Raw genomic sequence first — 14795 nt, 5'->3', positions numbered from 1 at the left:
ATTAATTATTTTGCTTATCTATAAAAACAATGCCTTTTTAACATTAAATTACAATCATATAGCCAGTGTTAGCATAATGACTAATTAATATGTCTAATACAAACAGTTAGTTTTGGTGCTCATACTGTCCGCGATATACTTCAAATACTTTTAGCACGGTGTGTTGTTCTTTTGAAAGAGAGTCAAACCAGTCATCAAATAACTCATCATCTTCTTGTTCGCTTAATGCTAAATAATGAGCAAGCAATTCAATGATATCGTTATGAGAACATGCGAGTGAGTCAACTTGTTTTGCCAATACACTATGATCGCGCTCCCTAAGAGTGTCCATAACTCCTTGGTCGATTTGGTCCTGTTTCGTTTGAGCGTCACTCATAAACTACCTCTATTCTACGTGTTTAAATTTTTATTATTTTTTTTGCTGAAACTAGTTATAGCAGTCTAAATACTAATAGCCAGTACTTTTGATCTAAGTGCTTATTTTTTGACTAGATTGTGCAAATACGCAGCAATTACGGTGCATCAAAGACTATTTAACCAAAGTTCTAGCTATTTAAAATGATTTGCAAAGGGAAATTAAATGCGCTAAATTAAATGATATACTATCACATAACATTAAAGGCGTTTAATGAAACCAAATATTCACCCTGATTACCATGTGGTTGCTTTTCATGATACTGCAGCCGATTCATATTTCATTATAGGTTCAACCATCAAAACCGACCGCACTATCGAAATAGACGGTAATACATATCCCTATGTGCCTATTGATGTTTCATCTGACTCACACCCATTTTATACAGGCAAACAAAAAACGCTCGCATCTGATGGCCGCGTTGCGCAATTTAATCGTCGTTTTAAAAACTTATCTTCGGCTAAAAAGGAAAGCAAATGAAAGTATTAAGTTCATTAAAAAGCGCAAAGCAACGACCTGGTTGTCAAATTGTAAAGCGTAAAGGGCGCGTGTTCGTGATATGTAAAGATAATCCTAGATTTAAGGCCGTACAGGGTATGAAGAAAAAATAGTGGGATAAAATAATAATGCCGAGTTTATTACTCGGCATTATTGTTAAAGGGTATTTACTTTACTTCAACAGAAAACTCAGGCACTGCCTGAATAACCTTTTTCACGGTACATGTATTTACAGCAGCAATAAGTGCTTTTTTATATTTATCGGGGAAACCTTCAGGCAACCCAATTTCAATAGAAAAACGTTTTTTACCGTTTTCATCTACATTCTCGTTATTTTGTGTCAGCGTCATGCCGTCGGTTGAGATCTCTCTTTGCTGACAAAATTTACGCGCATAAAAACCAGCGCACAAAACCATGCTAACCAAAAAATAGTCAAATGGTTCTGGGTGCTCTGCCCCACCACCGGCATTGATGCTTTGATCGCTTATTACTTCATGCTCACCAAACTTAGCACTCAACTTTTGACCGTCTAACATTGAAACTGAAATTTCCATTGCTAATCCTTATTTTCCAAACAGTAATTCAAAAAAGCCTGGAGGCTCATGTAATTTATGATATTTTTTGCGTAAATTATCGATGGCTTTAAGTGGTTTTTTTGCAGCTTCGAGTCCCTGCTCATTCGCTACTTTTTTTGCCAACTGGGCTTGAACCAGTACTTTATCGAGCCCTTGCACCGACTTCTCAGCTTCTTTATAAAATTTGGCTTTCTTACCTTGCTCTATCAATCCAATAAATTGATCGATAGCACCATTAAATTCTTGCAGCTGGGTTGCTTCAACACTTTGTTTATAAGCCAGCCCAATATTTTTCATGGTCTTTTCTAAATCACTTACGTCATTAGCGGCAACTGTTTGACTAAAGAGTAATACTATTAACAATAAAACTGCTTTCATTCATAAATCCTAAAAAAATTAATTGCTGCATACATGCTAAACTTACTAGGGTATTATATAGTATAACGCTTAGATGTCACCACGGAGCTAGTTAGCAAGGTAAAAATCGAGCTTTATAAAATATATAGAGAAACATATGCCTTTGTTTAAATTACACCGCCTGATAACTTTTTCCTGCCTGCTATTCAGTAGTTACAGTATTAATGCCTTAGAGATCATATTCATCAATCCTGGCTTTTCAAATTCAACTGAAGCTAATAGCAATAAAACCGGTGATTTTTGGTTTCATGTTTCTAAAATTATGCAAAATGCTGCCACAGATTTAGATGTGACATTAACTATAAAATACGCCAATCGAAATCATATTTTAATGAAAGAGCTGATCCAGCAGGCCATTAACGATAAGCCTGATTACCTGTTATTGGTAAACGAAAAAAATGTCAACAGCCAATACCTATCTAAAATAGACAGTAACAAGGTTCCCATTTATTTTTTATTAAATCGCCCTTCCCCTGCGTCTCTCGAGCAATTGCAAAAAAATGGCGTCAATGTGGTCGGCAGTATTACCCCAAATAATCGTGTTGCAGGTAAATCATTGATGCAGCAGCTTTATAAAAAGTTTACCAATAAAACAAAAACGCCAGCTCATACATTAGCTTTACTAGGGGACTACACAACCCCTGCTTCCACTTTACGTACCCAAGGGTTAATGGATTTTTTAGTGCAAACATCCAAAGTAACCTTAACCGCTAAAGAGGTTGCAAATTGGTCTGAGCAAGAAGGCTATATAAAAACCATGGCCTATATGCAACTTGCGCCTGAAATTAACATTATTTGGTGCGCTAATGATGCCATTGCGTTTGGTGCTAAAAGAGCATTAACGCAACTAAACAAACAATCGCAGGTTATTGTGGGTGGGATTAACTGGGATTCTGCGCCTAATAACGCATACACGCTTGATATATCGATAGGGGGTCATGTTTTATTAGGGGCTCATGCAATTATAAACTTATTTGATAACCATACTGATTTAAAGCATTGGCCACTTTTTCACAGCACTAATGATATTTTTCAGCCACTCAACGATACAAATAAGCCTTTATATAATGCAATTAATGCGAATAACCTAGCCGAAATAGACTTTTCGCAGTTTAGTAAAACCCGCCCAGACAAAGTTGAATTTACTATAGAAAACTTACTACTCGCGCTTGAGTAATGTAACTGTAAAGCCCCTTTACAGTTACATTGATTACTTTAAACGTCGTTAATTATGCCCTATTAGATAACCAGAGTGTTTGATACGGTGCTAATTGCATAGTTTTAAGCTCTTCATCCAGCACTGTTTTAGAGAGCAGCTCATGCCATTGCTGTGTATTTATTAAGTTCAAATCGGCCAAGGTTAAGCTTTGTGGCTGACTGCTGATATTATAAATACAAAAAATACTTTGCTGGCGGTCAATGCTTTGTCGCCAAAAACCAAATAACCCCTCTCCTAAATGCAAAGTGAACTGTGTTGCATTAGGATGAAATGCCGCTTGCCTTTTACGCACTGCTAATAACTGTTTTACTCCGTTGAATACTTGATGATGATGACTATATTTTTCTGCAATTGCCGCTAATAATTTTGACTCTTGCCAGCGATGACGGTTAATGGCGCGATTGTGCTGCGAATTATCAAAGCGTTCATAGTCATTAGTGGTGCCAAGTAAACTATGTATATACAGCCCTGGGATCCCCTCCATTGCAAACATAATGGCGTGAGCACATAAAAAGCGCTCAAGGCCAAATTTATCCGCGCCATTATGCGTCCCTTGTAAGGCATCAAACAAGGCAATATTTAGCTCATACGGGGTATGTGTGCCATCGTGACTAGTACGCATTGAAACGCGCCCACCAAACTGCATGGTGGTACTGACTAATGAAGCAACCTCACTGGGTTGCAGCAAGCCTTCAATTGGCCTTAAACCAATGCCATCGTGAGAAGCAATAAAATTAAAATACGCAGTGCCGTTTTGTGCAGGCGGCATACTCATCATCCAATGCTTAAGCGCCGTACTATCGCCACTAAGTAAGGTATGCAACAACAACGGCGGCAAGGCAAAGTTGTAAATTGCATGGGCTTCGTTGGCATTACCAAAGTAAGACAAATTTTCCTGATTGGGAATATTCGTCTCGGTGATGATCACCACGCTTGGCTCGGCATGCTCAATCAGCGTTCGTAATAAACGCACTACTTCGTGGGTTTGTGGTAAGTTTATACAACTGGTATTGAGTTGTTTCCATAAAAAGGCCACAGCATCAAGGCGAAATAAGCGAATACCGTTGTCTAGATAATGACGAATAATGCCGACAAACTCTTTTAACACCTCGGGGTTTTCAAAATCAAAATCCACTTGATCATGACTAAATGTGCACCATACATGTTTTTCACCACTGGTTGTTGTTACCGTATTTAATAGTGGCGACGTACGAGGACGAACAACTTGGCTTAAATCGTCAGTTAAACTGGCTGTTTTAAAGTAATCTTTTCCGGGGTGTGTGTCGGTTAAAAAGTTTTCAAACCAAATACTTCGACTAGAGCAATGATTAATGACTAAATCAGCCATCAGTTTTACATCATTTGCAATCGCGTTAATGTCTTGCCAGTCGCCCAGCGCTTCATTAACGTGTGCATAGTTCATCACCGCAAACCCTTCATCTGAGCTATACGGATAAAAGGGTAAAATGTGCAGTGCATTAAGCTGATGATCGCACTGCTCTTTTATAAAGCGATGCAAGGTTTTTAAAGGCGCCTCTAAAGGGGTGCCTACGGCTAAATCACTGTCTTCATGGTTTATTATCGAATCGCCATAGGCAATTAGCACAACATCTTGTTCATCCCAGCGGTTAGTGTGTGGCGTGGGATCGCGAAGTGGGTTATCACCTAGAATTAAGGTGATCAATTCTTCAGTCAATTCGCTTATTGCTATCGGTAATTCAACATCTTGATAAATAGCATGTAAATGTTGTTCAACTCGTTGAAAAAACTGTTCTTTAACTATACTCACAGGCGCCTCGTTTAATGATGTTAACTATATTGCTCGTTATCTAGCTCAACGGCTTCTTTTAAACGCTCAAGTACGTCTGGCATTGCCGAGGCCACACGATTCCAACTCGGCACAAAGGGTGCTTCCATTGGGTTTTCTAAAAAGTGCTGACCGGCATTCATGATATTTTGCGCAAACATTTCAACGGCTTTTTCTTCTTGGTGAATATCAAGGGTTAAACCGTTCATTAGTGCATCATTATGATAGGTTTCAATAAAATCTAAACCAATACGGTAATATGTGGCTTTTAATGAGCGAATAGTTTCGCTGGTAAAGGTAACCCCTTGCGTTGCTAACTTTCTAAATAGTGCTTTGGTGATATCAATCGACATTTTAGAAAGGCCAGCGGTTTGGTCGTCGAGCGATAACGCCTGATGTTTATGATCGTAGTTATCGGCAATATCGACTTGGCATAATCGGTTATGAGAATAATTACGATACATTTCACTTAATACGCCAATTTCTAACCCCCAGTCACTAGGTATACGAATATCGTTTAATACGTCTCGTCTAAACGAAAATTCACCGGCTAATGGGTAGCGAAACGAGTCCATGTACTCAAGGTAATCACGGCTGCCTAAAATGGTTTTAAACGAGCGCAATAACGGAGTAACCAATAACCGAGAGACACGGCCATTAATTTTTCCATTGGCGGTGCGCGGGTAAAAGCCTTTACAAAACTCATAGTTAAATCGAGGGTGTGCAACAGGGTATATTAACCGCGCTAATAAGCCTCGGTCATAAGTTAAAATATCACAGTCATGCAAGGCGATTGATTCAACCTCAGCGGTGGCTAATTTATACCCCATGCAATACCACACATTACGCCCTTTACCAAGCTCGCGTGGCGCCACACCTAAGGCTTGAAGCTCTTTGTCGAGCGCTTGTAAGCGTGGCCCGTCGTTCCAAAGTACTTTGTGGTTTTGATCAAGCGCTTTAAAAAAGTTAAGTGCATAACGATATTGGCTTTCGTCGGCTCTGTCTAAGCCTATGGTAATTTGTGATAAATAAGGTACTTTTTGCAGCTCTTTAACAATATTTTGTAGCGCGGGGCCTTCTAACTCACTAAATAATGAGGGCAAAATAAGCCCCATGGGTCGCTGCTTACTAAAACTCAGCAACTCTTTTTCTAAATCGTCTACGGGTCTGTTGGCAATATTATGTAATGTTGTAATGATGCCATTTTGATAAAAATCAGCCATGTAAACTATACTCCTCAAAATTGGGTAAAATGCTGTTAATACAAGGTAATGCAGTGATTTCTTCTACCCAGCCTAACGGCGCTGGCAACTGAGAATAACGCGCTTTGTTATGGGTTAATTTAACCGGCTTTTTACTCTCTGGATTGGCAATAATAATGGCAATATCTGCCTCTTCGAGCATTTGTTTATCGTTATCACTATCCCCAAGCGCAATAATGCTTAGCGGCTTAGTAAACTGCGCTGTAAACTGTTTCACTAGCCATTGTTGCGCCATGCTTTTATCGGTATTTTTACCAATGTGAATAAAGCGCCCGCCTACTTTAACGTCGTAACCGTACACTGTTATTGCGTTTATAAATTCGTTGAGTTTGTGCTCTTCGCCATGCCAGCAGAGCGGATCTGAATATTGACGATTCTGTGCTTGCGCCGCCTGTATCGCGTTTAACCCAGTGATGTGCATTACCTGCTCACACGATAACTCACTAAATAAACTATATTGGTCGCTGTAATCTTTTTTTAAATGTGTTAAATCAGCCCATAAATTGCTAATAGGTGCCGCAAATGAATAACACCAATAGCCTTGGTATTCGCTGCAGCCAATGGGTCTGAGGGTAAAGTAATTTTCAGGAATATAGACAGCCGAGCCATTTTCAACAATAAAAGGCTGTTTAATATTAAGCGCTTGTTGCAGTGCCACCACTTCACTAAACGTTTTACTGGTATTAAATACCACCGGCACACCGCTGTATTGCAACTCTTGTAATAAAGTGTCGACCGCTTCGGTGCTGTAGTCTCTATGATTTAATAACGTACCATCTAAATCGGTAAAAATAATGGGCTGACCAATATTGTCGCTAGTTAGCTGCATTTCGACTACATCACGGTTACTATCAAGCTCTATTAATGCATTCGCTTTAGCACTGAGGGTATTTAAATTTTCTCGGGTGATACGTTCAAAGTGAGAAATAAACCAAAGCAGCTGCTCGTCGGTCATGGTACCTGCGCCTTGGCCTTGTTTTGCGATTAGCTTGTGCTCTTGCTCTTGTCGCCATGCAAATACATCATCAAAACTCGGCGCTTTAAGCATAATTGTGTAGTTAATTTTATTAAATACGGTTTTATACTCATTGGCTAAACAGCTATTAATACAGCGGCGCCATAACCCTTGCTGATCGTATGATTTTTCTAGCTCATTAATGGGCTCAATTAAGGTAAAAGGCTGTTGTGGTTCACTGGCTACACACCACCCTTCTAAAATAACAATATCGACTGGCTGGCTATTGGTTAACCATTTATTTTTTGCTACGGGTTCATCTTGTTGTTTGTCAAAACGCGGCAGCGGTACATTAACCTCTGCATTTAACAAGCGACTAATGGTGTTATCCATTAGCGCTACATCATGTGTGCCTGGAACTCCACGGGTGGCAAATAAACAATGCACATCTTGTGCTAGCTGCTGACGTTTTTGGGTTGATAAATAAAAGTCATCAATAGAGAGTGCGACACAATTTAGGTGGGTGTTTTGCTCAAACCAAGTCACTAAATAGTCACCAAGCGTGGTTTTTCCTGAGCCTTGGCAGCCGTTAATGGCAACAAATAAAGGCGCATTTTTTTTGCTGGTTAAAATATCCTGAGCAATCACAGAAAAATACTGCTCACTAATATATTGATATTTCAACGGCAATTGATGTTTTACTAAAAAAGCATTTATATCCACACTATTGGCCTCCAATATAACAATCCCTGATTCAACTATAGGGTATGAATAGGGAAATGCAGTTACTAGACCAATATTATTTATTGTTACTTTTTAGTAGGTTAAAAAAAAAGCGCATTTAAAATGCGCTTTTTTGGTGCAATATTTTTAACCACAGTGCAAATTTAATTCTCGTTGCTCTGTGCTTTTGGGAATATTAAATTTAATACTATACCTAAAACAGCGCATAAGCTCACACCTTCAAGGCTGAACTGGCTGCTACCAATGTGCATACCACCGATACCGCAAATTAAAATAAGCGCCACAATACTTAAATTGCGAGGCTCACTTAAGTCATCGCCCGATTTAACTAAGGTATTTAAGCCAATAACGGCAATAGAGCCAAATAATAAAATCATTATGCCGCCCATCACAGGGACCGGAATGGTTTGCAAACCCGCGCCCATTTTAGCTACAAACGCCAAACAAATTGCAATAATGGCAGTCCACATCATCACTTTGGGGTTAAAGTTTTTAGTTAGCATTACCGCACCGGTTACCTCTGAGTAAGTGGTATTAGGTGGGCCGCCAAATAATGACGCGGCAGACGTAGCTAACCCATCACCAAATAAAGTGCGATGTAGCCCGGGCTTTTTCAAATAGTCTTTTTTTGTAACTTGGCTAATTGCCATCATGTCGCCAATGTGTTCAATAGCAGGCGCAATTGCCACCGGCACCATAAACAAAATGGCTTGCCATTTAAACTCTGGCAGTACAAAGTTAGGCACTGCCAACCACTGTGCATTACTGACTGTTTCAAACTGTACTACACCCATAAATAACGATAGCGTGTAACCGGCAACAACACCGGCTAAAATAGGGATCAGTTTAAATACTCCTTTGCCCCACACGGCAAACACTAAAGTTACTAGTAATGAGAACATAGAGATAATAATGGCACTGTCGTAGGCAATAATTTGTGTACCACCATCGCCACTTTTACCCATGGCCATATTAACCGCAGCTGGCGCGAGTGCGAGGCCAATCACCATAATGACTGGGCCGACCACAATTGGCGGCAAAATTTTATGTAAGGTTTTTGTGCCTTTAAACTTCACCAATAAACTCAACAGCATATAAGTAAAGCCCGCTGCCATTAAGCCGCCCATAGTGGCGGGTATGCCCCACATTTGCACTGAGGCAATAATAGGTGCAATAAACGCAAATGACGAGGCTAAAAAGATAGGCACTTGGCCTTTAGTGACAAATTGAAACAACAAAGTACCTAAACCTGCGGTAAACAAGGCAACACTCGGATCGAGACCCGTTAAAATAGGCACTAATACCAGCGCACCAAACGCTACAAATAGCATTTGGGCACCCGTTAAAATGGTTTTTATTGAAAACGTAGAATTATTTTGCACTGCTAAACCCTAGTAAACCGTACCGAAAATTTTATCACCTGCATCCCCTAATCCTGGGATAATGTAGCCTTTTTCATTAAGGTGGCTATCAACTGAGGCAGTAAAAATCTCTACATCTGGGTGAGCGGCTAATGTTTTTTCAACGCCTTCAGGTGCAGCAACCAGTACGATTACTTTAATTTCTTTACAGCCCGCTTTTTTAAGCATATCGATAGTGGCGATCATAGAGCCACCAGTAGCCAGCATAGGGTCAATCACTAAGCTCAAACGCTCATCAATATTACCTACTAGCTTTTCAAAGTAAGGTACTGGCTCAAGTGTTTCTTCGTTACGCTCTAAACCCACTACACTCACTTTAGCCGCTGGGAGTAATTGCATTACGCCGTCCATCATCCCAAGGCCTGCGCGTAAAATTGGCACAACGGTAATTTTTTTACCTTTAATATGCTCAACTTTAAGTTTATTACCGTCCCAACCTGTAATTTCGTTATCTTCTAATTCTAGGTTTTTAGTGGCTTCGTAAGTTAATAATGTGCCAACTTCTGAACACAACTCTCGAAAACTTTTCGTGCTAATTCCATGCGCGCGCATTAAACCTAACTTATGTTGAACAAGGGGGTGAGAAATAACGTGAATAGCCATAGTAATAAACCTAGTGATAAAAAAATTGACGTATTTTATATTAAAACAGGCCGTTTGACTGTTAATTTTAGCCCTGATTTCATAGTTCGTGCCAAAATATTTAATTTAGCCATAACTGTTCAACTTTTTGTGTTTATGAGTTGTTACTGGCTAACCAATTATTTACCTGAGCATGCATGTAGCCGTTAATTTTTTTGTGCTCGGGGCTCCACCCAAGTAAAAACCGATAAAAGTCTGCCCACGCCACCGGCCATAAATGAGCCCATTGTGCAATAACGTCATCCGCATTCACTGCTGGTTGGTAGTGACTGAGTGCGTTTTTAAACTGGCTAAAATAATAGTTGAGGTAAGTTTGTGCGTGTTTGTGAAGCTCAGAATCATCCATACAACTGGTCATAAAATACATAACATCTACCACCCCAACACCCGCACCCACATATTGAAAGTCGTAACCGCGTATATGCCCTTGGCTATTTGCTGCAAAATTAGCAAGCTTGGCATCACCATGAATTAACGTTTGGTAGTCACATTGCTTTAACGCACTGTTTAACAATGATGCAGTCTGTTTAATATCGGACTTTTCGGGCAAGTTATTAAATTCATCAGGGCGTGTATCTAAATGCCAATAACTTCCTTGCTGCCATAAGCCATCAAACTTTGTATTTAAATGAAAGGCATGAAACTGTGCCAACCACTTTAATATCGCCTTTATATTCTCAGTGGTTGCTTGGGTGTATCCCTGTTTTGAAAAGTCTTTAAACACCAAGGCATACTCATCACCTTTGTTGATTGCTTTTATGCATTCAATAGCTGCCGCTTGCTTGGGCAGTTTATGGCTAAATTGCTGATAAAACGTATATTCAACGTGGTAAGAGTCACGTTTTCTATTAAGCGCAAACGCACTTTGTTTAATTTTAGAATGATTAATGTGATCGGGTACTTTAATCGCTTTAATTACACAGGCCTGCTCATCAAGCTGACACTTCACAATATGGCCGCAGCCGCTCCAAAGTGAGGTTAGGGTTTCGCCAATAGCTATACGTTCAAAATGCGGGGTAAGTAACGAAAGATAAAAAGACATAGCCAAATTAGGTTGCTAAATTTTAGTTAGTTTAACATTAGACGGTGTTTTTAATAAAAGGTCTTAATAAAAGGTCTTAATAAAAACGCCCTGTATGGTTTTTCACAACCCTGTATGTAAATACAAACTGCTTATTTTTAAATGAGTGGCCAAATTAGCCATGCCACTACACATACTACCCTTGTATCACGCCCAAAGCAGCCGCGCTGTTGTTTGCCGTCGGCTGCCCTTGCTTGTTAGTGTTTGTCCAGCTTTTGCATCAGTACTAAAAGCTCATTTAAAACCAATTCTGGTTCATCAAACTGCACAAAGTGACCACTTTTTCCAGTCAACACAGATTTACCCTGTGGGAAAGCACTAGCCCACCCCTGCCATAGTTCACCCCACATTTGTCTGCCCTGATCCGTGAAAAACAAATTTACCGGGCTATCTACTTTTCTTACAGAGGTAATCACCGTTACGGGCATATCTTTGATTTGTGGATAATCAGGTAGCGGCCTTTTACTCCAGAAATCCAGATATTGGTTCGACATACCATCGGCCATGTCATCAAGTTTGATCTGCGCAATTTCTCGATTAGCTTTTTCTAAATCAATGGCACGCAATATATCAACATCATGTTCGGAGGACGGATCTAACATTAACAGTGCTTTTATTTGTTTTGGGTAAGCTGCGGCGAACTCTCTCGCAACGCTGCCACCATATGAATGAGCAACTAAAATGACCGGCTGGTTAACATCTAATGCAACTAAAAGCTCGCTGGCGTATTCTGCATAATCACTCGATGTAAAATGCCTCTTAATGGCTGTGGAGTTGCCATTTCCAACTCTAGAATAACGAATAACCGTGGCATGCTCGGCTATTTGGTTAAAAACTGGCTCCCAGTCAGCCATGGCAGCACTACCACCAGCCTCCAAAAGAACTATATGCGCACCATTACCTGCAACTTCATACTCAAGTTCAAATTCATTAACGTTGATAAGTGTCGGTTGAGCTGAAACAGTAAAAGATAATGCAATACCAATAAACGTGATTAACTTCAAAATTACTCCTTAAAACATTAACGCCCTAATAATGGGCAAAAAATTGTTGGCTAAAATAGTGAGGCATGAACGACAGCTAACTTTTTAGTCCTTTTGATTGCGTTGTTAGCTTTCAGTTAATTCCGTTAATGCGTTTACCCTCTGCAGATTCTTCTTAATACTTGCAGCAAGCTTTTCATTCTGGCTCGCTGTAGCCAGCTTCAGTGCTTTTTTATAGGCATGACGTGATCATATGATGAGATCATATGATGACACCCATCTTAACGACCTATGATGACACCCATCTTAACGACCTATTGAACCTGTGTCACAAAATTCACTATTAATCTCTGCATTTAGTTTCTTGCAACTTTAAAAAGCTGGTTTCAGCTTTAAATAAGTAAATATCGTTGTAAAACTTAAATGACAGACATGGAAATACCTGCTCTATACAGTAAGTTTACGTATTTGATTGATTAAGCTTTATGCGAGTAATTTTTCGCAGTTACTCATGTTTGCTCGCCGCTTTCTTCCTAAATTTTCACAATAGCTTTCATGTGAAGAAGGTCTACCGACTGCACCATGGAACACACGCGTAAATTGTGTCGTCAATTTCAGCCAGTTCTCAGGGCTAATATTGACTCGCTCTAGTAAAGGAAGGTATGTATTGTCAATGTGCCCCCGCTTGTCTTCTCTTATAACACGGCCTGTTAATTCAACGAGTTCAAGGTAGGATTTAAGTTCAAAAGGTAGGCCTTTTGGCATGATTTGGCGTGGTAAGCCTGCAAAACGTAATAAACTTTTAGGCTGCTTGCCTGTTGCTGCACTTTCTAATCGCTTTTTCACGCTGGTATGATTTGATTCTTCGGGGGTGCTGGCTATCTTTGCTCTAATTGGATTTAAATCTACATACGCCATGCAAGCAGCTAGTGCGGCTTCATCTAGCAAGGCCTGTGATTTAAAGCGCCCTTCCCAGAATCGACCAGTGCAGTTGTCTTCTTTATTTGCTTTGCGCGCAATATCTTCATTTAACAAGCGCATAAACCAACTGATGCTAGATAGCCGCTCTCGGTATTGTTTTACTATTTGATTGAAAAAGATAAGCTCTGCTTTAGTGAGTTTTTCACCTTGCAGGTATTTTTGCGTTAATAACGTGCCTTTACACACTTTATGCCAACGAATAATAATGGCTTGGTCATTTAGCCTATTAGCCTTTTTATCATCTACATATAGTACTAAATGAGTGTGATTACTCATCACAGCATAAGCACACACATCTATGCAAAATACCTTCGCTAGTGCAAGTAACCTATCTTCAACCCAGCTTCTGCGGTGCTCATAAGACTGACCTGTAAAATGGTCTTCTCCGCATAAAAAGGCTCGGCGTACACAGCGTGAAATACAGTGATAATATCGCGTATCAGCCAAACTAACCTGACGCTTTCTTGCAATTGCCATGGAACACCCTGCCTAGTTATTCATACTGCCTAAAGCATAGTTTGAAACCATTGCAAGTACAAAATTAAAGATGGGTGTCTGTTTTAGCTTCTCTTCCAACAACTGCGCGTTTATATATTGCTCAGTTTCTCCAGCGAAAGCGTCATTACATGCTTTTACCCATATTTTCGAAGGGTCAGATCGCAAAAACTCGAACTCTAATCTGGGCTGCATATTCATGTACACCTAACTTTAAGCTTTGGGGTGCAGGCACGGGGCTATAATCGCGAAGCGGCCCCGTGAATGCGTCCCAGCGAACGAAGTGAGTGACAATAGCGCGTTGTTAGGTGCGTGTTTATTTAATCTGAACTTTGTTTCTGACGAGTTCAAATACACACGCTCCAGTCAATACTGCATACACTCCTAGAATAAAGTAAAACATGTTTGGACTGGTTTCTAGAGAATAATCTTCGCCACCTTTCGGCGAAACTTCTCCAGTTATCAATCCATTTATGAATAAAAACGTGAAAAAAAGAGCACAGGAAATAAGGAGGATCTTGTCTGAAGTTGAGTGTTTTTTCATTTGTAATGATGTCCAAACTTCCTTTTCAGTAGCCAAGCTAAAAATAAACTTGCCTGTCTTTTACTAGTAGCACCTAACGCCACATTAAGCGGCAAAAAATTGTTGGTTATAATAGTGAGCGCAGCGAACAAAGCCAACTGTTTTTTGTCCGTTTAAATGCCTTGTTAGGTGTAAATTTCTGAAGTCCTTTCAAGCACCCAACACCTAGGGTTATTTGTAAAACCAATTTTTTCGTAGTATTCATTAGCTGTCGGTGCTGAAATTAGAATTAACTTACAACGGTGGTTTAATTGCCCTTGAGTTAAAATTTGTAACTGCTTTCCAATACCACCTTCTTGATAAGATTGATCGACAGCCAAGTCAGATAAGTAACATGCATAATTGAAGTCTGTCATTGAACGAGCCAAACCAATTAATTTTCCAGAATCCCATGCGCTTACCGTTAGATTACTATTAGCGATCATTCCTTCTAAACATTCACGGTCGTCAATTGGTCTGCGCTCACCCAATGTTGAGTTAACGAGTAAATCATAAAACTGTTGAACGTCGATAGGTTCATTAATTCTATATTGAATGCTCATGACTATGCTTTACACCTAACGCCCGCCTAACACGCAATGTGTTGGCATGGCTTTTTGCGTTGTTTGCCAAAACTATGACAACTAAACATTGTCGGAGTTAAGGCGCTTGTTATGTTTACCTGCTCGTTGAAATAAACATGATAGAGCAGACGCGTAAATTGTGAAGAAAAGTACA

The 14795-nt window shown here is 39.8% G+C and carries 15 protein-coding genes; 3 read left to right on the top strand and 12 right to left on the bottom strand.

All coding sequences use genetic code 11. The features are described from left to right. Positions 1–106: 106 nt before the first annotated feature. Positions 107–376 carry a hypothetical protein gene (locus tag A9479_RS06915; protein ID WP_013463206.1) on the bottom strand — a complete coding sequence of 90 codons (270 nt, stop codon included), beginning with the start codon at positions 374–376 and terminating at the stop codon, positions 107–109. 252 nt (positions 377–628) lie between these two features. On the opposite strand from A9479_RS06915, the gene A9479_RS06910 reads away from it, so the two are divergent. Both A9479_RS06910 and ykgO read left to right on the top strand, forming a co-directional pair. Further along, positions 629–895 carry a type B 50S ribosomal protein L31 gene (locus A9479_RS06910; protein WP_013463205.1) on the top strand — a complete coding sequence of 89 codons (267 nt, stop codon included), beginning with the start codon at positions 629–631 and terminating at the stop codon, positions 893–895. Beyond that, positions 892–1026 (top strand): type B 50S ribosomal protein L36, encoded by a 135-nt coding sequence (gene ykgO, locus A9479_RS06905; RefSeq protein WP_004586489.1) that lies wholly within the window; start codon positions 892–894, stop codon positions 1024–1026. Before A9479_RS06910 ends, ykgO begins: the two co-directional genes overlap by 4 nt. 54 nt (positions 1027–1080) lie before the next feature. On the opposite strand, the gene A9479_RS06900 is transcribed toward ykgO, so the two are convergent. Together A9479_RS06900 and A9479_RS06895 are read right to left on the bottom strand one after the other, a co-directional pair. Beyond that, complete coding sequence (locus tag A9479_RS06900; protein ID WP_016899710.1) at positions 1081–1467, bottom strand: OsmC family protein; 387 nt, start codon at positions 1465–1467, stop codon at positions 1081–1083. Between the two features lie 9 nt (positions 1468–1476). Continuing rightward, positions 1477–1866 carry a cytochrome b562 gene (locus tag A9479_RS06895; protein ID WP_028834754.1) on the bottom strand — a complete coding sequence of 130 codons (390 nt, stop codon included), beginning with the start codon at positions 1864–1866 and terminating at the stop codon, positions 1477–1479. A gap of 136 nt (positions 1867–2002) precedes the next feature. Here A9479_RS06895 and A9479_RS06890 point away from each other — a divergent pair, with 136 nt between their 5' ends. Next, a complete protein-coding gene (locus A9479_RS06890) occupies positions 2003–3082 on the top strand; it encodes an ABC transporter substrate-binding protein (RefSeq protein WP_064663011.1) in 1080 nt (359 codons plus the stop codon). Between the two features lie 52 nt (positions 3083–3134). Here A9479_RS06890 and A9479_RS06885 read toward each other — a convergent pair whose 3' ends face one another. The 9 genes from A9479_RS06885 to A9479_RS06835 form a co-directional block, all read right to left on the bottom strand. Then, positions 3135–4913: a sugar phosphorylase gene (locus tag A9479_RS06885; protein ID WP_064663010.1), complete on the bottom strand. Its 1779-nt coding sequence runs from the start codon at positions 4911–4913 to the stop codon at positions 3135–3137. Positions 4914–4933: 20 nt separating this feature from the next. Then, a complete protein-coding gene (locus tag A9479_RS06880; protein WP_028834751.1) occupies positions 4934–6154 on the bottom strand; it encodes a glycosyl transferase in 1221 nt (406 codons plus the stop codon). Continuing rightward, on the bottom strand, positions 6147–7889 hold the full coding sequence (locus A9479_RS06875; RefSeq protein WP_064663009.1) for an HAD-IIB family hydrolase: 1743 nt from the start codon (positions 7887–7889) through the stop codon (positions 6147–6149). The genes A9479_RS06880 and A9479_RS06875 overlap by 8 nt, the downstream gene beginning before the upstream one ends. Before the next feature lie 146 nt (positions 7890–8035). Continuing rightward, positions 8036–9274 carry a uracil-xanthine permease family protein gene (locus A9479_RS06870; RefSeq protein ID WP_064663008.1) on the bottom strand — a complete coding sequence of 413 codons (1239 nt, stop codon included), beginning with the start codon at positions 9272–9274 and terminating at the stop codon, positions 8036–8038. 9 nt (positions 9275–9283) lie between these two features. Continuing rightward, a complete protein-coding gene (gene upp, locus A9479_RS06865) occupies positions 9284–9916 on the bottom strand; it encodes a uracil phosphoribosyltransferase (protein WP_008115315.1) in 633 nt (210 codons plus the stop codon). Between the two features lie 133 nt (positions 9917–10049). Next, positions 10050–10997, bottom strand: coding sequence for a DUF1679 domain-containing protein (locus tag A9479_RS06860; protein ID WP_064663007.1), 948 nt, complete (start codon positions 10995–10997; stop codon positions 10050–10052). Positions 10998–11233: 236 nt separating this feature from the next. Continuing rightward, entirely contained in the window at positions 11234–12031 is a 798-nt protein-coding gene (locus tag A9479_RS06855) for an alpha/beta fold hydrolase (RefSeq protein ID WP_231893552.1), read from the bottom strand. Positions 12032–12502: 471 nt separating this feature from the next. Then, positions 12503–13477, bottom strand: a complete 975-nt coding sequence (locus A9479_RS06850) for a hypothetical protein (RefSeq protein WP_064663005.1) — start codon at positions 13475–13477, stop codon at positions 12503–12505. 726 nt (positions 13478–14203) lie between these two features. Beyond that, a complete protein-coding gene (locus A9479_RS06835; RefSeq protein ID WP_064663002.1) occupies positions 14204–14620 on the bottom strand; it encodes a GNAT family N-acetyltransferase in 417 nt (138 codons plus the stop codon). Positions 14621–14795 lie beyond the last annotated feature (175 nt).

Origin of the sequence: Pseudoalteromonas sp. MQS005, from assembly GCF_001661605.1 — a bacterium.
GTDB classification, from domain to species: domain Bacteria; phylum Pseudomonadota; class Gammaproteobacteria; order Enterobacterales; family Alteromonadaceae; genus Pseudoalteromonas; species Pseudoalteromonas tetraodonis.
The sequence above is the reverse complement of the archived record's forward strand: the minus strand, read 5'-3'. Positions and strand labels throughout refer to the sequence as shown.